Below are 18826 nucleotides of genomic sequence, written 5' to 3'. Positions count from 1 at the left end.
GTTGAACGGCGTTTCGCCCAGATTCTCCCCAGAGTTATCCACAGGCCGGCTTGTGCTGTGGACGACCCGCTCATATCGTGAAGCAGCGTCCCACGAACAGTGGATCTCCTCGCGTCGATGAGCCGGTGTCGGTGGCTCCGCTGACACTGGAGTGCGGGCGCGGGTCGCTCGCCCGCACGAGCTCGAATACGGAGGTCATGGAGTTGTCGATCGCGCACATCGGGCTCGCCGAACCGGTCGACGACGCAGAGGCCCGACGAGGCGAACGCGTTCCGCCGCACGACCTCCTCGCCGAGCAGAGCGCGCTCGGCGGCATGATGCTCTCCAAGGACGCCGTGGCCGACGTCATCGAGACGATCCGGGGCATCGACTTCTACGTGCCGAAGCACGAGGTCATCTTCAACGCCGTGCTCACGCTCTACTCGCACGGCGAGCCGACCGACGTCATCGCCGTCACCGACGAGCTGACGAAGACCGGCGACCTGCAGCGCGCGGGCGGCGTCGAGTACCTGCACACGCTCACGAGCCTCGTGCCGACCGCGGCGAACGCCGGCTTCTACGCCTCGATCGTCGCCGAGCGCGCACTGCTTCGGCGCCTCGTCGAGGCCGGCACGCGCATCGTGCAGATGGGCTACGCCGGCGAGGGCGAGGTCGTCGACCTCGTCAACAACGCCCAGGCCGAGATCTACTCGGTCACCGGCTCGGTCGAGACCGAAGACTACGTGCCCCTCTCCGAGGCCGTCACCGTCGCCATCGACGAGATCGAGGCGGCCAAGCACACCGACGGCAAGTTCACCGGCGTGCCGACCGGCTTCGCCGACCTCGACGACCTGACCAACGGGTTCCACCCCGGGCAGATGATCATCGTCGCCGCCCGACCGGCCATGGGCAAGTCGACGCTCGCGCTCGACTTCGCCCGCGCGGCCTCGATCACGAACGGCCTGCCCTCGGTCTTCTTCTCGCTCGAGATGGGCAAGAGCGAGATCGCCATGCGCCTCCTCTCGGCCGAGTCGAACGTGCCGCTGCAGAACATGCGCAAGGGCACCGTCGACTCCCGCGACTGGACGACGATCGCCTCGACGCGCGGCCGCATCAACGACTCGCCCCTCTACATCGACGACTCCCCCAACATGACCCTGGTCGAGATCCGCGCGAAGTGCCGTCGCCTCAAGCAGAAGGTCGGGCTGAAGATGGTGGTCATCGACTACCTCCAGCTCATGACGAGCGGCAAGCGCGTCGAGAGCCGCCAGCAGGAGGTCTCGGAGTTCTCGCGTGCGCTGAAGCTGCTCGCGAAAGAGCTCCAGGTGCCGGTCATCGCCCTCTCGCAGCTGAACCGTGGCCCCGAGCAGCGTGCCGACAAGATGCCCGCGATCAGCGACCTCCGCGAATCGGGCTCGATCGAGCAGGACGCCGACATGGTGATCCTGCTGCACCGCGAGGCCGCCTACGAGCGCGACAGCCCCCGTGCCGGCGAGGCCGACCTCATCGTGGCGAAGCACCGTAACGGCCCGACCCGCACGATCACGGTCGCCTTCCAGGGCCACTTCTCCAAGTTCGCCGACATGGCGCCGATGTAGCTCGGCCGCTCGAGCGTCCCGTGTCGGCGTTCGGAGCGCGCTACTCGTGTTCGGGCAGCAGCGGCGCCTCGATGCCGGGGTTGCGGCCGAGCTGGGCGGCACGGGAGACCGAGGTCGCACCGAAGCGGTCGCGCACGCTGTCGAGCACGGTGTCGAGGCGGTGCCCGTCGCTCCAGTCGATCGGGAGTTCAGGGGGCATCTCGTCGACGCGGGACAGCTGCGAGAAGGACACGCCGATCAGGGTGATGCCGCGGGCGTCGATCTGCGGCTGCGCGGCGTCGAGGAGACCGCGGGCGAGGCCCAGCAGCACCGAGGTGCGGTCGGTCGGCGTGCGCAGGCTGCGCGAGCGCGTCGCCCTCGTGAAGTCGGCGAAGCGGAGGCGGAGGACGACGGACCGGCAGGCGCGGTCGCGGTCGCGCAACCGGCGCGCGAGCCGATCGATGATCTGCGTGAGGATGAGGTCGAGCTCCTCGGGCGACCGCGGATGCGAGCCGAGCGCTCGCTGCGACCCGATGGATCCGCGACGCCGGGTCGTGTCGACGGGTCGGGGGTCGCGCAGGCGGGCGAGTGCATGGAGGTGCGCGCCGGCCGCGCGACCCAGCAGCCGCTCGGCCGTCGCGGCCTCGAGCTCGGCGAGTTCGCCGACGGTTCGGATGCCGAGCCGGTGGAGCTTCTCGGCCGTGACGGCCCCCACTCCCCAGAGGCGTTCGACCGGGAGGGGCAGCAGGAACTCCTGCTCGCGCTCGGGCTCGACGATGAGCAGCCCGTCGGGCTTGCTCACGGCGCTCGCGACCTTCGCGAGGAACTTGGTGCGCGCGACGCCGACGGAGATCGCGAGCCCCGCCTCGGCGCGGACGCGAGCCCGGAGCCGCACGGCGATCTCCTCGGGCGTCCCCGAGAGCCGGCGCAGTCCGCCGACCTCGAGGAAGGCCTCGTCGATGGAGATGCCCTCGACGAGCGGGGTCGTCTCGCGGAAGATCGCGAAGACCTCCTTGCTCGCCGCCGAGTACGCGTCCATGCGGGGCGGCACCACGATGGCGTCGGGGCAGAGCTCGCGCGCCTGCCGCCCGCCCATCGCGGTGCGGACCCCCCGCGCCTTCGCCTCGTAGCTCGCGGCCAGTACGACGCCACCGCCGACGATGACGGGGCGGCCGCGCAGGGCCGGCGCGTCGCGCTGTTCGACCGAGGCGTAGAACGCGTCGAGGTCGGCGTGCAGCACGGTCGCCTCGCCTCGCATGGCGTCTCCCGTCGCTCGACCCGCCGTTCGGACGTCGACCGATCACTGGGAGCCGGGCCGCGATCGCGCCCCGATCGCGGCCTCGATCAACGGGAGGATCGTCGCATGGGCCGCCGACATCGTGCGCCGCCGCCCTGCGCGGGCCGGCCCGTCGAGGCGATCAGCGGTCCGTGCCGGCCTTCCGAATGACCTCGGCGATGCGCGCCTCGACCTCGGGGGTCCACTTCAGGAGTGCGAACGACGTGGCCCAGAGGTCGCCGTCGTCGAGGTTCGCGGCCTCCTCGAACCCGAGCGTCGCGTACCGCGTGGTGAACTTCGACGCGGCCTTGAAGAAGACGACCACCTTGCCGTCGGCGTCGGTGTAGGCCGGGAACCCGTACCAGGTCTTCGGCATGAGGTGGGGCGCGACCTCCTTGACGATGAGGTCGATCCCCTCGGCGAGCTCCCGGTCGTCGTCGGGCATCTCGGCGATGGCCTCGCGGATCGCCTTCTCGCCGGCTTCGCGGTTCTTGCCGGCCTTCGCCTGCGCCCGCAGTTCAGCGGCGCGCTGCTTGACGGCGGCGCGTTCCTCGGTCGAGAGTCCGTCGGTCTTGGTGGCCATGATCTGCTCCTTCTCGCGTGTGTCGTGCGGTGTGAACCCCACGCTACGGAGCTTCGACGGCGGGCGCTTCTCGAATCCTGATCGCCTCGTTGCGGCGAGGCGCGTCACGCCGAGGCATCCGAACACGTCGCGCGGAAGAACTTCGAGAATCTTGCTATTCGGTGTTGCTAAGTACCGGTAGTCAGTGTTACTTTCTAGTGGTAGTCAGCAACGCTGATTACCAGCGACACAGAGTAGCAAGCAGAAGGGAGCGTTCCATGGGCAAGCAGATGACCGAGATGCTCAAGGGCACGCTCGAGGGCATCGTCCTCGCGATCCTCGCCGAGCAGCCGGCCTACGGCTACGACATCACGGCGCGGCTGCGAGAGCGCGGGTTCACCGACATCGCCGAGGGCACGATCTACGCCCTCCTGGTGCGGGTCGAGCAGCGCGGTCTCGTCGACGTCGAGAAGGTGCCTTCCGAGAAGGGCCCGCCGCGCAAGGTCTTCACGCTCAACGAGCAGGGCCGAGGCGAACTCGCAGAGTTCTGGAGGACGTGGAGCTTCCTCGCAGAACGTATCGAACAGCTCCGCCACACCGACGAATTGGAGAACTGATCATGGCTGCAAAGTGGATCGAAGCCCTCACCGGCTCGCTCGAGCAGAAGAAGCAGTACAAGCAGTACAAGGCCCGCATCGAGGCCCTCCCCGAGCCCTACCGCGGCAGCGCCAAGGCGCTCGACCGGTACTTCATGTACGCCGGCGGCATCACCGACGGCGAGACCATGATCAAGATGCTCGAGGACTTCGCCGACCTGTGGGAGCGCGCGGCGATCGACGGCACGCCCGTCGCCGAGATCGTCGGCGACGACCCCGTCGCGTTCGCCGAGGAGTTCACGCAGGCCTACGGCGGCAAGCAGTGGATCGACAAGGAGCGCGCTCGCCTGAACACGGCGATCGACGACGCCAGGAAGGAGCAGTCATGACCACCGTCACCGAACCCGCCATCCGGGTTCAGGGCATCGAGAAGTCCTTCAAGGACCTCCAGGTGCTGAAGGGCGTCGACTTCGACGTCGCGCGCGGCAGCATCTTCGCCCTGCTCGGCTCGAACGGCGCGGGCAAGACCACGCTCGTGCGCATCCTGTCGACGCTCCTGAAGGCCGACGCCGGCACCGCGACCGTGCACGGCTTCGACGTCGCCGCGACGCCCGGCGACGTGCGCGAGTCGATCAGCCTGACCGGGCAGTTCGCCGCGGTCGACGAGGTGCTCTCGGGCCGCGAGAACCTCGTGCTGATCGCGAAGCTGCGGCACCTGAAGAACCCCGGCGCGATCGCCGACGAGCTGCTGGCGCGGTTCTCGCTCACCGAGGCGGGCGGCCGCAAGGCCGCCACGTACTCGGGCGGCATGCGGCGCCGGCTCGACATCGCGATGAGCCTGATCGGCGACCCGCCGATCATCTTCCTCGACGAGCCGACCACCGGCCTCGACCCGCAGGCGCGCATCGAGGTGTGGCAGACCGTCAAGGAGCTCGCCGACCGCGGCACCACGGTGCTGCTCACGACGCAGTACCTCGACGAGGCCGAGCAGCTCGCCGACCGCATCGCGATCCTCCACGAGGGCACGATCATCCAGAACGGCACCCTCGCCGAGCTCAAGCAGCTGCTGCCGGCTGCCACGGTCGAGTACGTCGAGAAGCAGCCCACCCTCGAGGAGGTCTTCCTCACCCTGGTCGGCGCCGGTTCCGGCACCGGCGCGGACGCCGACGCAGCAGCAGCTGCGGGCAACGACACGCGAAAGGAGTCATGATGACCACCCACGTCCTGGGCGACACCCGGGTTCTCACCGGCCGCTCGCTCACCCACATCCTGCGCAGCCCCGACACGATCATCACCACCGCGGTCACCCCGATCGCGCTGATGCTGCTCTTCACCTACGTGCTGGGCGGGGCGATCAACACGGGGTCCGACGAGTCGTACATCGACTACATGCTGCCGGGCATCCTGCTCATCACGATCGCGTCGGGCATCGCGTACACCGCGTACCGGCTGTTCCTCGACATGCAGGGCGGCATCTTCGAGCGGTTCCAGTCGATGCCGATCGCCCGGTCGAGCGTCCTGTGGGCGCACGTGCTCACCTCGCTCGTCTCCAACCTGATCTCGGTCGCGATCGTGATCGGCGTCGCCCTGCTCATGGGGTTCCGCACCGGGGCATCCGTGGCCGTGTGGCTGGCGGTCGCGGGCATCCTCGTGCTGTTCACCCTCGCCCTGACCTGGCTCGCCGTGATCGCCGGCCTCTCGGCGAAGACGGTCGACGGGGCGAGCGCCTTCAGCTACCCGCTGATCTTCCTCCCGTTCATCAGCTCGGCCTTCGTGCCGACCGACTCGATGCCGGCCCCGGTCGCCTGGTTCGCCGAGAACCAGCCGGTGACCTCGATCGTGAACTCGATCAGGGCGCTGTTCGCGGGCCAGCCCGTCGGCAGCGACATCTGGGTCGCCCTGGCCTGGCTCGTCGGCATCCTCGTCGTCGCCTACGTCTGGGCGATCGCGATCTACAAGCGCAAGATGAGCTGACGGCATGCTCGGCGCTCCGCCACGAACGCCGCCCGGCCCCTCACGGAGTGTGGGCGGCGTCGTCGTTTCACGGGCGCCGGCGAACGCGACCGGCTCAGCCGAGTTCGCGCAGAGGCGAGGTGCGCTCGCCCCCGGCATCGCCGGTATTGACGGTGCCGCGCTTCTCGATGAGCACGGCGTGCACTTCGGCATCGGCCCGCGGGCAGTGCTCGACGCCCTTCGGCACCACGAAGACGTCGTCGGGCCCGAGCACCACGTCGCGATCGCGCAACTGGATGGTCAGCTCGCCGCTCAGCACCAAGAACAGCTCGTCGGCGTCGGGGTGGGTGTGCCACACGAACTCGCCGTGGAGCTTCACCACCTTGACCTCGGTGTCGTCGACGCTCGCCAGCCGGTGCGGCTGCCACGGTTCGGCGATCGAGGCGAGGGCGGTCTTGAGGTTGCGCACGTCTTCGCTCACGCGATGAGCCTACGAGGGCGGGTCGGATGCCGCGACCGGCGCCGCGCGGGCAGGATGGGCCCCATGGCAGAGCAGTTCACCGCGATCGTCGAACCGCACGAGAAGATGCGCGGCCTCGAGGTGCCGCCCGCGGTCGTCGAGGCGCTCGGCGGCGGCAAGCGCCCCCGCGTCGTCGTCACGATCGCCGGCCACTCGTGGCGCACGCGCATCGCGATCATGCGCGGTCGCGACCTCATCGGCTTCAGCAACGCGAATCGGGCGGCCACCGGCGCCGAGGTCGGCGACGAGGTCGTGATCGACCTCGAGCTCGACACCGAGCCGATCACGTTCGAGGAGCCCGACGAGCTCAGCGAGGCGCTCGAGGCCGACCCGTCCGCTCGCGCCGCCTTCGACGCGCTGACCCTCAGCCAGCGCCGGCAGCACGCGCGGGTGATCGAGCAGGCGAAGGGCGCCGAGACGAGACGGCGTCGCGTCGAGAAGCTGCTCGTCGAGCTGCGCGGCGCCTGAGGCCCGACCTGCCGGGTGGTAGGAATGGCAGGGTGCCGATCCTTCCGAAAGAACGCGATCCCCGGTTCATCACGTTCCGCCGCGGCGGGACGCTGAGCGACGACGATCACCGGCGGCTCGCCGAGTGGGCGATCGCCTGCTCCGACCACGTGCTGCCGCTGTTCGAGGGAGCTCGGCCCGACGACCCGCGGCCGCGCGAGGTGCTCGAGGTCGCGCGCGCGTGGGTCCGGGGCGAGGTGCCGATGCGCGAGGCGCATCAGGCGGCGTTCCACGCGAACGCCGCAGGACGCGACCAGCCGGCGCCGGTGAAGTTCGCCGCGCTGTCGGTGGGCCAGGCGGTCGCGGTCGCGCACGTCGCACAGCACGAGCTCGGGGCGGCGGCCTACGCGATCCGGGCGGCGGCCGCCGCGGCGGCCGAACAGGGCGGTGCGGATGCCGCGGAGCCGGCCCGTCTCGCGGAGCGGGACTGGCAGCGCGCGCAGCTGCCGCCCGAGATCCGCGAGCTGGTGCTCGACGACCAGCTGCGCCGGAGCCCGATCTGCTGGAACGTCTTCGATGACTGAGCGGCGCCTCCGGTGACGGAACGGCGTCTTCGGTGACCGAGCGGCTCGGACGCGCCTACTTCGCGGTGCAGGCGATCGCCGGCCTGGCCTGGTGGATCGCGGTGTTCACGGTGCCGTTCGTGCGCGAGGCGACGCTCGGCGGGCTCGATGCGCCGCTCGTCGCCGCGCTCGACCTGCCGCTCTTCGTCGGCGCCTCGGCGATCGCCGCGTTCGGCGTGCGGGCGGCGGCATTCGTCGCGACGGGGTGGACGTTGCTCGTGACCGGCGGCCTGGCGGTGTACGCGATCGTCTCGGGCGAGGCCGGGTGGGGCGTGCTGCTCATGGGGGCGGCGTCCGTGGCATCCGTGGTGGCGCTCGGCCTGCTGGTGCTCGGGCGCGTGCCGACCGAGTGGATGCTCGTCGGGCCGTTCCGATTCCGTCGCGCGGACGCGACGGCGAGGGCCGGCGCCCACCTCGCCGCGACCGCCGCCCAGATCATCGTGTTCTGGGGCGTCCTGCTCGGCGTCGTGCCCGTGATCATCGCGTGGCTCGAGCGGCGATGGGGCCTCGCGGTGCCGGCGTCGCTCGTGCCCGAGTGGCTGGCCCCGTTCGGAGCGGGGCTCTTCGTGCTCGCGAGCGCGCTCGGCATCTGGTCGGCGGTCGCGATGGCGACGCGCGGCTCGGGCACGCCGCTGCCGGCGGCGACGGCGAACCTCCTGGTGGTCGCCGGGCCGTACCGGATCGTGCGCAACCCGATGGCCGTGGCCGGCATCACGCAGGGCGTCGCGGTCGGGCTCGTGCTCGGTTCGTGGCTGGTCGTCGTGTACGCGATCGCCGGCGGGCTGTTCTGGAACTTCGTCGTGCGCCCGCTCGAGGAGGCCGAGCTCGAGGCGCGCTTCGGCGACGAGTTCCGCCGGTATCGAGCGGCGGTGCGGTGCTGGGTGCCGAGGCTCGCCCCGCCGGCGACGGCGTCGAGCTCGACGCGATGACCGCCGCCTGATCGGGGATGTCGAAGTCGAATCGCTTCGATAGACTCGCTGGTAACGCAAACATCCCCGCCAGTCCGCTCCAGACACCCCTGCCGAGAGCCCTCATGACCACCTCCCTCATCACGGGCGCGCCCTGGCGCGTCATCCTCGTCTTCGCGACCCCGTTGCTCATCGGCAACCTCGTGCAGCAGATGTACCAGGTCGCCGACGCGATCGTCGTCGGCCGCTACCTCGGCATCGACTCGCTCGCCGCGGTCGGGGCGACCGGGTCGCTGCTGTTCCTGCTGCTCGGCTTCGCGTGGGGCGTGACCTCGGGGTTCGCGATCCCGACGGCGCAGTCCTTCGGCGCGGGCGACGACGACGCCGTGCGTCGTTCGGTGGCGACGGGAACGATGCTCACCGCCGCGATGAGCGCCCTGCTCACGATCGGCGCGCCGTTCCTCGCCGAGCCGGTGCTGCGGCTCCTGCAGACCCCGGAGGAGCTCGTCGCCGAGGCGACGGTGTTCACGCAGGTGAGCTTCCTCGGGGCCGCCGCGGTCATGTTCTTCAACTTCCTCTCGGCGGTGATCCGGGCGCTCGGCGACTCTCGCACGCCGCTCGTCTTCCTCACCATCGCGTGCGCGCTGAACGTGGGCCTCGTCGTGCTCCTGGTCGGTCCGCTCGGCTGGGGCGTCGCCGGAGCGGCGTGGGCGACGGTCGTGGCGCAGGCCGTCTCGGTCGTGCTCTGCCTGGTCTACGTGCGCCGGCGCCTCCCCGTCCTGAGGCTCCGCCGCACCGACTGGCGGGTGTCGCGCGGCGAGCTGCGCGAGCACCTGCGCATCGGCATGGCGATGGGGGTGCAGACCTCGATCATCGCGATCGGCACCCTGACCGTGCAGGTGGCGCTCAACGAGCTGGGCGCCGACGCGGTCGCCGCCTTCACGCTGGGATCGAGGGTCGAGTCGATCGCGGTGGCGCTGCTCTCGTCGATCGGCCTGGCCGCGTCGATGTACGCCGCCCAGAACCTCGGCGGCAAGCGACCCGACCGCGTCCGCCGCGGGGTCGTGCAGGCGACGTGGATGGCGATCGGCGCCTCCGTCGCGGTCGGCGCCCTGCTCATCGAGTTCGGCGAGCAGCTCGTGCGGCTGTTCGTCGGCGAGGGCTCGGACGACGTGGTCGACGCCGCCGCGCTCATGCTCGGCATCGACGGCTTCGCCTACTCGTTGCTCGGCGTGCTGTTCGTGCTGCGCGGGGTGCTGCAGGGTCTCGGCTACACGGTCGTGCCGACCGTGACCGGCGTGATCGAGCTCGTGATGCGGGTCGCGGCCGCGGTCGTGCTGGGTTCGATCTTCGGTTTCGTGGGCGTCGTGCTCAGCAACCCGCTCGCGTGGCTCGGCTCGGTCGCACTGCTCGTGCCCGCGTACGTCCGCGAGCACCGTCGCCTCGGCCGGCTGCCGGTCGAGCCGCGCGCGCCCACCCCGACGACGCCGATCGCGGTGATCGGGCCGGTCGACGGCTCGATGACGGTCGACGCCGTCGTGACCGGATCGGTGCCGGTGCATCGCCCCGAGGAGCGGGCCGCGTCCGTCGGAGGCGACCAGGACCCCGACCTCGCGCCGAGCGTCGAGCACGGCTGACGGGTGTGCCTGACGAGCGCCTGCCGGGTCTAGCCGCATGCGGGCGAGGCGCGTACCGTCGAGCGCATGACGAAGCTCATCGAGAACCTGGCGGAATCGGTGCCGAGGTGGGGCGCGAAGGTGGCGTACGGCGAGAAGTCGACGATCGACGGGCGCGAGTTCGTTCCGGTCGCGGTCGTGGCCTTCGGGTTCGGCGGAGGCGAGGGATCCGGCGACATGCCGGAGAACGACAGGACCCCGGCCGGTCGGGGTGAGGGCAGCGGTGGCGGTGGCGGCGGCTACGCCGTGCCGATCGGGGCGTACATCGGCGGGCCCGATGGCCTGCGGTTCCGCCCCAACACGATCGCCCTCGCCGTCGTCGCAGTGCCGCTCGTGTCGGCGATCGGCGCCGGCCTGGCGATGATCATCGGCGCGAGCCGGTTCAGCCGCCAGCGCTGACCGGCCGAGCGAGCCGCGCGACACCGCCACTCCCGCACGTTCCGCCCCCGAGGCGACGATCCTCGCCGGGCCGACCCCGCGTCGGCCGGCGTCGGTCGCCGCCGGGCTTGTGCTGCGCCGCGCCGCGACCTACCATGGGCTCGCGCGATAAACGAATAGCACGTTCGATTATCGAACAGCAACACGAGACATCCGGTCTTCACGGATGCCTCGACACGACGATGTGAGGAGCCCCCCGTGCAGTTCCACCACCACGGCTACGTGTCCGGCGACCCGCGGGTGCAGCCCGCGGCGGGAGTCGGCCTCGACCGTCCCGAGGAACTGCCCGACGAGATGGACGTGCTCATCGCCGGCTCCGGCCCCGCCGGCATGCTGCTCTCGGCGCAGCTCTCGCAGTACCCCGACGTCGTCACCCGCATCATCGAGCGCCGCGACGGCCGGCTCGTGCTCGGCCAGGCCGACGGCATCCAGCCGCGCAGCGTCGAGACGTTCCAGGCGTTCGGCTTCGCCGAGCGCATCATCGCCGAGGCGTACAACATCGGCTGGATGAACTTCTGGGGCCCCGACCCCGAGGCGCCGCAGAACATCGTCCGCACCTCGCGCACCGAGGACTACGGCTACAAGATCAGCGAGTTCCCGCACCTCATCGTCAACCAGGCGCGCGTGCTCGACTACTTCGCCGAGGCCGCCGCCCACGGCCCGGGCCGCATCGTGCCCGACTACGGCATCGAGTTCGTCGGCCTCACCGTGCACGAGGCGGGCTCGGCCGAGGCCGGCGAGTACCCCGTCGAGGTGCGCGTGCGGTACACCGCGGGCGAGCGCGCGGGCGAGGAGCGCACGGTGCGCGCCAAGTACGTCGCCGGGTGCGACGGCGCCCGCAGCGGGGTGCGCGAGGCCATCGGGCGCAAGCACCTCGGCGGCATCTCGGCGCACGCCTGGGGCGTCATGGACGTCGTCGTGAACACCGACTTCCCCGACTGGCGCACGAAGTGCGCGATCAACTCGGCCGCGGGCAACATCCTGCACATCCCGCGCGAGGGCGGGTACCTCAGCCGCATGTACATCGACCTCGGGGAGGTCGCGGAAGGCGACAACCACGAGGTGCGCAAGACCCCCATCGAGGCGATCATCGCGAAGGCCAACGACATCCTGCACCCGTACACGCTCGACGTGCGCGACGTGGCGTGGTTCAGCGTCTACGAGGTCGGGCACCGCGTGACCGACCACTTCGACGACCGCGAGAGCGACGTCGAGGATGCCTCGCCGCGCGTGTTCCTCACCGGCGACGCCTGCCACACGCACAGCGCGAAGGCGGGCCAGGGCATGAACGTCTCGATGCAGGACGGCTTCAACCTCGGCTGGAAGCTCGGCTCGGTGGTCTCGGGGCTCGCGCCCGAGTCGCTGCTCTCGACCTACTCGGCCGAGCGGCAGCCGGTCGCCCAGCAGCTCATCGACTTCGACCGCGAGTGGTCGTCGCTCATGGCGCGCAAGCCCGAGGAGATCTCGGACCCGCAGGAGCTCGCGACCTTCTACCTCGGCACCGCCGAGTTCCCGTCGGGCTTCATGACGCAGTACGGCCCCTCGATGATCGTCGGCTCGGGCGAGCACCAGGCGCTCGCGACGGGGTTCCCGATGGGCAAGCGGTTCAAGTCGTCGCCGGTGTCGTTCGTCTGCGACGGCAACGTCGTGCACCTCGGTCACCACGCGAAGGCCGACGGCCGGTGGCGCGTCTACGCGTTCGCCGACGCCGCGGCCGGCACCGCGACGGGCACGGCGGATGCCTCGGCGCTCGCCTCGTGGGCGGAGTGGATGGCCTCGACCGAGTCGCCGCTCGCCCGCTTCACCCCCGACGCCGCCGACGCCGACGCCGTCTTCGACGTCAAGGTGGTCTACCAGCAGCCGCACGACGAGATCGACGTCACGCTCGCCCCCGAGGTGTTCCGCCCGAAGACCGGGCCGCTCGGGCTGATGGACTGGGAGAAGGTGTTCGCGGCAGGCCCGAGCGTCTGGTGCCCGACCGACATCTTCGAGGAGCGCGGCATCTCGCGCGACGGCGCGGTCGTCGTCGTGCGCCCCGACGGGTACGTGGCGAATATCCTGCCGCTCACCGCGACCGCCGAGCTCGGCGAGTTCTTCGCGGGGCAGATGCTCGCGCGCTGACGGGCGCGGCCGCCGACGCGACTCAGGCTCCCGACGCCCGGCCCAGGTTCGACGCCGCGACGAGCAGTCGCTCGGCGAGCTCGGCCTCGGGCCGCGGGAACGACACGTGGATCACCGCGATCGCGGCCGGCGGCTGACCGGGCAGGTTCAGGGGCACGGCGACCGAGCGCAGCGACGGCACGACCTCGTCGTGGCTCACGGTGTACCCGCGCGCCCGGCTCTCGGCGATCTCGGCGCGCAGCGCCGCGGGCACCTCGTCGGGCCAGCGGGACTCGGGCAGGCCCATGAGGATCGCCTTGCCCGGCCCGCCGCGGGTGATCGGATGCCGGTGGCCCGGCCGGTACGACACCGCCGCGGTGCGCCGGGGCGACGCGCTCACGAGCGTGACGGCCTCGTCGCCGTCGAGCAGCACGGCGAGCAGGCACGTCATGCCGAGCTCCTCGGCGACCTCGGCGAGCTCTGGCAGCGCGAGCTGCTGCAGGTCGCGCTGCACCCCGGCCGCGAGGGCGGCGAGGCCCGCGCCGAGCGCGATGCGGCCGGCGGCATCGCGAGAGGCGAGCCCGTGGTGCTCGAGCGTGCGCAGCAGGCGGTAGGCGACCGAGCGGTGCACCCCGAGCTCGGCCGCGACCTCGTCGATCGAGAGGGCGCGGTCGGCGTCGGCCAGGATCTCGAGAATGCGGATGCCCCGGCTGAGGGTCTGCGATCCGGCTCCGCCGGCCGGGATGTCTGCGGCCATGCGTCCGATACTAGAACGCCGCGCTCGATCATCGGACGCCGGCGGCCGCGGGGCGGTCGCCGGGCGGCGGCCGGGCGGCCCCGGGCGGCTCAGTCGATGCCGAACTCGGCGGCGCGTCGGGCGATCTCGCGGCGGCTCGACAGTCCGAGCTTCGCGAGGATCGCCGAGACGTGGTGGTCGGCCGTCTTCGGTGAGATGAAGAGGTGCGTCGCGAGCTCGGCGTTCGTCATGCCCTTCGCCACGAGGCGCGCCACGTCGAGCTGCCGGTTGGTGAGACCCGACGGGTTCGCCTTCGTGCTCGCTCGCCGCAGGGCGGGCAGCCCGTGCACGCCCCGATCGGCGAGGGCGGCGCGGGCGCGCGCGGCCGTGGCATCCAGCCCCATCTCCTCGAGGCGCGAGAGCGCGCGCACGGCCGTGTCGCGATCGGGGCCGTGCAGCTCGGCGAGCGAGGCCTCGAACGGCGAGCCGAGGGCGAGCCAGGCCGCGGCGGCCTCGGCGTGACGCTCCTCGAGTTCGAGACGGTGCGGTTCGGCGACGCGGGCCGACGCCGGCAGTACGAGCGGCCGGCCGCTGCGCGCGAGCCACACCGCGAGCTCGCCGATCGCCCACTCGGTGCCTGGCAGCTCGGCAGCTGCGGCGACGTGCCCGGCCGCCTCGTCGAGGCGCAGGTCGAATGGGCCGCCCATCCACCGCCGTTCGGCGAGCGCCGCGAGCGTGCCGAGCAGCATGAGCGACTCGCCGAGTTCGAGCGCGAGCGACCACGCGGCATCCAGATGCTCGCCGACCGTCGCATCATCGCCGTCGCTGCGCAGTGCGACGAGCGCGAGGACGAGGTTCGGCCACACCGAGGCGAGCGGGGCGCTGCCCTCGTCGAGGATGGTCGCGGCATCCTCCGCCGACGCCGCCCAGTGCCCGCGCAGGAGGTGCAGTCGAGCGCGCATGCCCGTCTGCCACTGGTAGCAGATGGGGATGTCGCGCTCGATCGTGACCGGGATGGAGCGCGCCAGCACGTCCTCGGCCTCGCGGAAGCGGCGGTGCTCGATGTCGATCGCCGCGAGATTCGAGAACGCCGTCGTGCCGACCTCGTCGAGCGAGCGGTCGAGCGCCTGCGCGGCCCGCAGCAGCAGGCGCGGACGGCCCGAGGGCTCGCCCTCGACGAGGTCGGCGGCGGCCTCGGTGATGGCGAAGCGGATGGCGGCCACGTCGTCGTCGGTCGTCGTCTCGTGGCCCCCGGCACCGGCCGCATCGAGCAGGATCGCGCGTGCCGCGACGAGGTCGTGGCGCCGGTAGGCCAGGTAGGCGAGCGTCGCGCGGGCCGAGGCGCCGCTCGGAGTCCCGTCGGCGGTCGCGACCGCGAGCTCGGCGTGATGCTCGGCCTCGCGGCGGCGCGCCGAGTAGTACTCGACGACCGCACGACGGTCGTGCGCGGCGGCCGCGCCGTCGAGGTCGTCGAGCCGCTCGCGCAGGCGCAGTGCGGCGTCGATCGAGGCGATCGACTCGGTCAGTCGCGACACCATGTACTGCTCGGTGCTGAGCTGCTCGAGCATCTCGGCGCGCTCGCGGAGCTCGTCGGGTTCGGCGGCGGCGCCGTCGGAGTCGAGATGCGCGAGCGCGAGCTCGAGGAACGCGACCGCCTCGCTGTGCGACGCCGCCCGGGTCGCGACCGCCGCGGCGAGGGCCGCGTACCGGCGGGTGCGGGCGTCGTCGCCCGCGGCCTCGGCATGGTGGGTGAGCACCGGGTAGTCGCTCGAGCCGAGGGTCTCGAGCGCGTCGAGCAGGCGACGGTGCAGCAGGCTCGCGCCGCCCGGGCCGACCGAGTCGAGCACCGCGAGCCTCGCGAGCTCGTGGCGGAACGCGATGCCGCGCCGCGCCCGCACGATCAGCCCGGTGGCCTCGAGGCGGCGCAGTCGCGGCAGGTCGATCCCGAGTACGGGCAGCAGGCGATCGTCGAACGCGTCGGGCGCGGTCGCGATGAGCTGGAGCGTCTCGAGGTCGTCGGCGACGAGCCCGGTCGTGCTCGCGAGCACCGCATCGCGGATCGTCGACGGCAGCCGCTGGTCGGGGTGCCGGGCGATCTCGGCGACGTAGAACGGGTTGCCGCCCGTGAGCTCGTGCGCGATGGCGGGGTCGACGCCCGAGCCGTCGAGCAGCGCCGCCACCGAGACCGCTGAGAGCGGCGACAGCGCGATCGACGCGGCGGCCTCGAGCCGGGCGATGTCGCCGAGGAGCGGCAGCAACGGGTGACCGACGCCGACCACGGTGTCGCGGTAGCTCACGACGAGCAGCACCGGCAGCACGTCGATGCGACGCACGAGGTAGCGCAGCATCTCGACGGAGGCCTCGTCGATCCACTGCGCGTCCTCGATGACCAGCACGGTGGGCCGGGTCGAGAGCGCGCCGATGAAGCGGGGCGCGTCGAGCTCGTCCCCGAGCGCCTCGGTGATGGGCCCGAGCGGTCGCGGGGTGCTGAGCGGATCGCACAGCCCGCGGAGCACCCGCGTCCCGTCGGGGTCGGCGTTGCCGAACGCGGCGCGGATAAGGCTGGTCTTGCCCGCTCCGGCGTCGCCGGTCACCGTCACGACACGGCCGACCTCGTCGATGCGTCGCGCTTCGCGGCGGAGCATCGCGAGCTCGGGCTCGCGCTCGAACAGCCCCATGACAGCAGCGTAGGCGTCATGGGGCTGTCGCGGGTGGCCCGATCCGCGCAACTCGGGATGCCCCGGGGCGAGACCGGTGCCGGTGCCGCCGCCGATCAGAGCAACCGTGCGGCGCCGGTGCGCCGCAGCGAGTCGGCTCGCAGCTCGGCGGCGATGCGGCGGTTCTCGAGCTCGAGCGCGACCGCCTCGCGTGCCGCGGGGTCGCGTCGGCGGCGCCGGGCGAACAGGCCGATGGCCGCCGGCATCGCGGCGAGCCGGGCGAGCAGGCGCCCGCGGAGGGCGTCGATCTGCTCCGCTGCCGCGGCGCTCGTCGCGAAGACGGGGACGGGGTTCGTCGTGAGGTCCATGATGATCACCTCGCTTCCGCGGCCGTGCGCGGGCCGAACTCGGCGACGACCTCGGCGACGAGGTTCGCGGGGAACCCGCCGCGGCGCGCATGCTCGCGCACCGTCTCGGGGTCGTCGGTGCGGTGGATGCAGTAGAGCTTGTCGCCGGCGACGTAGGTCGTGACCCAGTCGTACTCGACGCCGAGCGAGTCGACGGCGGCGTTCGAGACCGCCGAGATCTCCGCGAGCTCCGCGTGGCTCAGGCGAGACGCACCGGGGACTTCGCGTTCGATGATGAATGTCTTCATGATTCCGTTCCTTCGAGGGGCCGGCGGATGCCGACGAGTCCATGGTCGGCGCGGCCGCTCGGGCGGGCATCGGGAGAACCTCCCCATGTTCGATGTGACCGCGCGGTCTGCACATCCGTGCGGGTGCAGCGCGAGACATCCCGGGTAGCGTCGAAAGCGGTGCGCTGCGCATCGTCGCAGCGCGACGAAGGGGGAAGCATGTACTACAGCAGTGGCAACTACGAGGCGTTCGCGCGTCCGCGCAAGCCCGAGGGAGTCGAGGGCAAGTCGGCGTGGTTCGTCGGCGCGGGACTCGCGTCGATGTCGTCGGCGCTCTTCATGATCCGCGACGGGCAGATGGCGGGCGATCGCATCACGATCCTCGAGCGATTGCCGCTGCCGGGTGGTGCCCTCGACGGCATCAAGCGCCCCGAGAAGGGCTTCGTCATCCGCGGCGGGCGCGAGATGGAAGACCACATGGAGTGCCTGTGGGACGCGTTCCGCACCGTGCCCTCGCTCGAGATCGAGGGCGCGAGCGTGCTCGACGAGTTCTACTGGCTCAACAAGGACGACCCGAACTTCTCGCTCTGCCGCGTCACCGAGGCGCAGGGGCAGGACGCGCACACGAACAAGCTCTTCGGCCTCAACGACGCCGCGCAGAAGGACATCGTGCGGGTGTTCCTGGCGACCCGCGAGGAGATGGAGGACAAGCGCATCGACGAGGTGTTCTCGAAGGACTTCCTCGGCAGCAACTTCTGGCTCTACTGGCGCACGATGTTCGCCTTCGAGGAGTGGCACTCGGCGCTCGAGATGAAGCTGTACATCCACCGCTTCGTGCATCACATCGGCGGACTGCCCGACCTCTCTGCGCTCAAGTTCACGAAGTACAACCAGTACGAGTCGCTCGTGCTGCCGATGTACAAGTGGCTGCTCGACCAGGGCGTGACCTTCCACTTCGACACGCAGGTCACCGACATCGACTTCTCGTTCGAGGGCGGCAACGGGCAGGGGTCGGATGCCACGAAGCGCGCGACGCGCATCCACTGGGTGCGCGGCGGGGTCGAGGGCGGCGTCGATCTCGGACGCGACGACCTCGTGCTGGCGACCATCGGCGGCCTCACCGAGAACTCCGACGAGGGCGACCAGCACACCCCGGCGAAGCTCGACGAGTCGCCCGCCGCGGGGTGGGCGCTCTGGCAGAACATCGCGGCGAAGCATCCCTCGTTCGGTCGACCCGAGGTGTTCTGCGGCGACATCCAGAAGACGAAGTGGGAGTCGGCGACGGTCACGACGCTCGACGCCCGGATCCCCGCGTACATCGAGAAGATCGCGCAGCGCGACCCGTTCAGCGGCAGGGTCGTCACGGGCGGCATCGTCACCGCCCGCGACTCGGCCTGGCTGATGAGCTGGACGGTGAACCGCCAGCCGCACTTCACGCAGCAACCCGACGACCAGATCGTCGTGTGGGTCTACGGGCTCTTCGTCGACGTGCCGGGCGACTACACGGGCAAGACGCTGCAGGAGTCGACCGGTGAGGAGATCACCCGCGAGTGGCTGTACCACCTCGGCGTGCCAGTCGACCAGATCGACGACCTCGCCGCGAACGCGGCGACGGCCGTGCCGGTGATGATGCCGTACGTCACGAGCTTCTTCATGCCGCGCAAGGCGGGCGACCGCCCCGACGTGGTGCCCGCCGGTGCGCAGAACTTCGCGTTCATCGGCCAGTTCGCCGAGACGACCCGCGACTGCATCTTCACGACGGAGTACTCGGTGCGCACGGGCATGGAGGCCGCCTACCGCCTGCTCGGCATCGACCGCGGCGTGCCCGAGGTGTTCGGCTCGACGTACGACGTGCGGCACCTGCTCAAGGCGACGAGCCGCTTGCGCGACGGCGAGGAGGTCGCGCTGCCCGGCCCGAAGTTCCTGCGCGAGCGCCTGTTCACGCGTCTCGACGGCACGCAGGTGGGCGAGCTGCTGACCGACTTCAAGCTCATTCCCGAGCACGGCGGCACGGCGGTGCGCGAGCGGGCCGACGACGCGGTCGAGTAGTCGGCGGGCGGGGCATCCGGCGGTCGTCGACGATCGGATGCCCCGCATCACCGCCGCGGCGAAGTTCCGCCCGGCGAAAGATCCGTGATTCCTTC

At 71.3% G+C, this 18826-nt stretch carries 19 protein-coding genes; 12 read left to right on the top strand and 7 right to left on the bottom strand.

The window, feature by feature from the left end; translation table 11 throughout:
• The first annotated feature begins 203 nt into the window (after positions 1–203).
• Positions 204–1577, top strand: a complete 1374-nt coding sequence (gene dnaB / locus ACFVSL_RS13070) for a replicative DNA helicase (RefSeq protein WP_386941539.1) — start codon at positions 204–206, stop codon at positions 1575–1577.
• Positions 1578–1617: 40 nt separating this feature from the next.
• On the opposite strand, the gene dinB is transcribed toward dnaB, so the two are convergent.
• Together dinB and ACFVSL_RS13060 are read right to left on the bottom strand one after the other, a co-directional pair.
• On the bottom strand, positions 1618–2814 hold the full coding sequence (gene dinB / locus ACFVSL_RS13065; protein ID WP_386941408.1) for a DNA polymerase IV: 1197 nt from the start codon (positions 2812–2814) through the stop codon (positions 1618–1620).
• A 160-nt stretch (positions 2815–2974) separates the two neighbouring features.
• Positions 2975–3415 carry an iron chaperone gene (locus ACFVSL_RS13060; protein ID WP_386941407.1) on the bottom strand — a complete coding sequence of 147 codons (441 nt, stop codon included), beginning with the start codon at positions 3413–3415 and terminating at the stop codon, positions 2975–2977.
• A 257-nt stretch (positions 3416–3672) separates the two neighbouring features.
• Here ACFVSL_RS13060 and ACFVSL_RS13055 point away from each other — a divergent pair, with 257 nt between their 5' ends.
• Genes ACFVSL_RS13055 through ACFVSL_RS13040 form a run of 4 tightly spaced genes read left to right on the top strand, consistent with a single transcriptional unit; the run spans position 3673 to position 5964 of the window.
• The gene (locus ACFVSL_RS13055; RefSeq protein WP_386941406.1) at positions 3673–4011 is read left to right on the top strand and encodes a PadR family transcriptional regulator; all 339 of its coding nucleotides are present in this window, start codon (positions 3673–3675) and stop codon (positions 4009–4011) included.
• 2 nt (positions 4012–4013) lie between these two features.
• Positions 4014–4379 (top strand): DUF1048 domain-containing protein, encoded by a 366-nt coding sequence (locus ACFVSL_RS13050; protein WP_386941405.1) that lies wholly within the window; start codon positions 4014–4016, stop codon positions 4377–4379.
• Positions 4376–5200, top strand: coding sequence for an ABC transporter ATP-binding protein (locus tag ACFVSL_RS13045; protein ID WP_386941404.1), 825 nt, complete (start codon positions 4376–4378; stop codon positions 5198–5200). Before ACFVSL_RS13050 ends, ACFVSL_RS13045 begins: the two co-directional genes overlap by 4 nt.
• Complete coding sequence (locus ACFVSL_RS13040) at positions 5200–5964, top strand: ABC transporter permease (RefSeq protein ID WP_386941403.1); 765 nt, start codon at positions 5200–5202, stop codon at positions 5962–5964. Before ACFVSL_RS13045 ends, ACFVSL_RS13040 begins: the two co-directional genes overlap by 1 nt.
• Before the next feature lie 94 nt (positions 5965–6058).
• Here ACFVSL_RS13040 and ACFVSL_RS13035 read toward each other — a convergent pair whose 3' ends face one another.
• On the bottom strand, positions 6059–6424 hold the full coding sequence (locus ACFVSL_RS13035; protein WP_386941402.1) for a cupin domain-containing protein: 366 nt from the start codon (positions 6422–6424) through the stop codon (positions 6059–6061).
• A 63-nt stretch (positions 6425–6487) separates the two neighbouring features.
• Here ACFVSL_RS13035 and ACFVSL_RS13030 point away from each other — a divergent pair, with 63 nt between their 5' ends.
• The 6 genes from ACFVSL_RS13030 to ACFVSL_RS13005 all read left to right on the top strand — a co-directional run bounded on the left by ACFVSL_RS13030 (position 6488) and on the right by ACFVSL_RS13005 (position 12676).
• Positions 6488–6931 carry a YdeI/OmpD-associated family protein gene (locus tag ACFVSL_RS13030; protein ID WP_386941401.1) on the top strand — a complete coding sequence of 148 codons (444 nt, stop codon included), beginning with the start codon at positions 6488–6490 and terminating at the stop codon, positions 6929–6931.
• A 32-nt stretch (positions 6932–6963) separates the two neighbouring features.
• The gene (locus tag ACFVSL_RS13025; RefSeq protein WP_386941400.1) at positions 6964–7494 is read left to right on the top strand and encodes a putative immunity protein; all 531 of its coding nucleotides are present in this window, start codon (positions 6964–6966) and stop codon (positions 7492–7494) included.
• A 32-nt stretch (positions 7495–7526) separates the two neighbouring features.
• Complete coding sequence (locus ACFVSL_RS13020) at positions 7527–8462, top strand: methyltransferase family protein (RefSeq protein WP_386941399.1); 936 nt, start codon at positions 7527–7529, stop codon at positions 8460–8462.
• Between the two features lie 104 nt (positions 8463–8566).
• Complete coding sequence (locus ACFVSL_RS13015; RefSeq protein ID WP_386941398.1) at positions 8567–10078, top strand: MATE family efflux transporter; 1512 nt, start codon at positions 8567–8569, stop codon at positions 10076–10078.
• A 66-nt stretch (positions 10079–10144) separates the two neighbouring features.
• A complete protein-coding gene (locus ACFVSL_RS13010; protein ID WP_386941397.1) occupies positions 10145–10516 on the top strand; it encodes a hypothetical protein in 372 nt (123 codons plus the stop codon).
• A 237-nt stretch (positions 10517–10753) separates the two neighbouring features.
• Positions 10754–12676: an FAD-dependent monooxygenase gene (locus ACFVSL_RS13005; RefSeq protein ID WP_386941396.1), complete on the top strand. Its 1923-nt coding sequence runs from the start codon at positions 10754–10756 to the stop codon at positions 12674–12676.
• 22 nt (positions 12677–12698) lie between these two features.
• Here the strand turns inward: ACFVSL_RS13005 and ACFVSL_RS13000 are convergent, their stop codons facing one another.
• The 4 genes from ACFVSL_RS13000 to ACFVSL_RS12985 all read right to left on the bottom strand — a co-directional run bounded on the left by ACFVSL_RS13000 (position 12699) and on the right by ACFVSL_RS12985 (position 16703).
• Positions 12699–13412 carry an IclR family transcriptional regulator gene (locus tag ACFVSL_RS13000; RefSeq protein WP_386941395.1) on the bottom strand — a complete coding sequence of 238 codons (714 nt, stop codon included), beginning with the start codon at positions 13410–13412 and terminating at the stop codon, positions 12699–12701.
• A gap of 89 nt (positions 13413–13501) precedes the next feature.
• Positions 13502–16069 (bottom strand): AAA family ATPase, encoded by a 2568-nt coding sequence (locus ACFVSL_RS12995; protein ID WP_386941394.1) that lies wholly within the window; start codon positions 16067–16069, stop codon positions 13502–13504.
• A 95-nt stretch (positions 16070–16164) separates the two neighbouring features.
• A complete protein-coding gene (locus ACFVSL_RS12990) occupies positions 16165–16416 on the bottom strand; it encodes a hypothetical protein (protein WP_386941393.1) in 252 nt (83 codons plus the stop codon).
• A 5-nt stretch (positions 16417–16421) separates the two neighbouring features.
• Entirely contained in the window at positions 16422–16703 is a 282-nt protein-coding gene (locus ACFVSL_RS12985; protein ID WP_386941392.1) for a DUF4242 domain-containing protein, read from the bottom strand.
• A gap of 198 nt (positions 16704–16901) precedes the next feature.
• On the opposite strand from ACFVSL_RS12985, the gene ACFVSL_RS12980 reads away from it, so the two are divergent.
• Positions 16902–18731, top strand: a complete 1830-nt coding sequence (locus tag ACFVSL_RS12980) for an oleate hydratase (protein ID WP_386941391.1) — start codon at positions 16902–16904, stop codon at positions 18729–18731.
• Positions 18732–18826: the final 95 nt, after the last annotated feature.

Origin of the sequence: Agromyces sp. NPDC058064, assembly GCF_042885275.1 — a bacterium.
Taxonomy (GTDB): Bacteria; Actinomycetota; Actinomycetes; order Actinomycetales; family Microbacteriaceae; genus Agromyces.
Note: the sequence above shows the minus strand (reverse complement) of the source record. Positions and strands in the feature narration are given on the sequence as shown.

What these genes read in the sequence shown, in the direction of transcription:
- dinB (WP_386941408.1), bottom strand. Translation starts at nt 2,814, where the DNA reads ATGCGAGGCGAGGCGACCGTGCTGCACGCCGACCTCGACGCGTTCTAC.
- ACFVSL_RS13060 (WP_386941407.1), bottom strand. Translation starts at nt 3,415, where the DNA reads ATGGCCACCAAGACCGACGGACTCTCGACCGAGGAACGCGCCGCCGTC.
- ACFVSL_RS13055 (WP_386941406.1), top strand. Translation starts at nt 3,673, where the DNA reads ATGGGCAAGCAGATGACCGAGATGCTCAAGGGCACGCTCGAGGGCATC.
- ACFVSL_RS13050 (WP_386941405.1), top strand. Translation starts at nt 4,014, where the DNA reads ATGGCTGCAAAGTGGATCGAAGCCCTCACCGGCTCGCTCGAGCAGAAG.
- ACFVSL_RS13045 (WP_386941404.1), top strand. Translation starts at nt 4,376, where the DNA reads ATGACCACCGTCACCGAACCCGCCATCCGGGTTCAGGGCATCGAGAAG.
- ACFVSL_RS13040 (WP_386941403.1), top strand. Translation starts at nt 5,200, where the DNA reads ATGACCACCCACGTCCTGGGCGACACCCGGGTTCTCACCGGCCGCTCG.
- ACFVSL_RS13030 (WP_386941401.1), top strand. Translation starts at nt 6,488, where the DNA reads ATGGCAGAGCAGTTCACCGCGATCGTCGAACCGCACGAGAAGATGCGC.
- ACFVSL_RS13015 (WP_386941398.1), top strand. Translation starts at nt 8,567, where the DNA reads ATGACCACCTCCCTCATCACGGGCGCGCCCTGGCGCGTCATCCTCGTC.
- ACFVSL_RS13010 (WP_386941397.1), top strand. Translation starts at nt 10,145, where the DNA reads ATGACGAAGCTCATCGAGAACCTGGCGGAATCGGTGCCGAGGTGGGGC.
- ACFVSL_RS13000 (WP_386941395.1), bottom strand. Translation starts at nt 13,412, where the DNA reads ATGGCCGCAGACATCCCGGCCGGCGGAGCCGGATCGCAGACCCTCAGC.
- ACFVSL_RS12995 (WP_386941394.1), bottom strand. Translation starts at nt 16,069, where the DNA reads ATGGGGCTGTTCGAGCGCGAGCCCGAGCTCGCGATGCTCCGCCGCGAA.
- ACFVSL_RS12990 (WP_386941393.1), bottom strand. Translation starts at nt 16,416, where the DNA reads ATGGACCTCACGACGAACCCCGTCCCCGTCTTCGCGACGAGCGCCGCG.
- ACFVSL_RS12985 (WP_386941392.1), bottom strand. Translation starts at nt 16,703, where the DNA reads ATGAAGACATTCATCATCGAACGCGAAGTCCCCGGTGCGTCTCGCCTG.
- ACFVSL_RS12980 (WP_386941391.1), top strand. Translation starts at nt 16,902, where the DNA reads ATGTACTACAGCAGTGGCAACTACGAGGCGTTCGCGCGTCCGCGCAAG.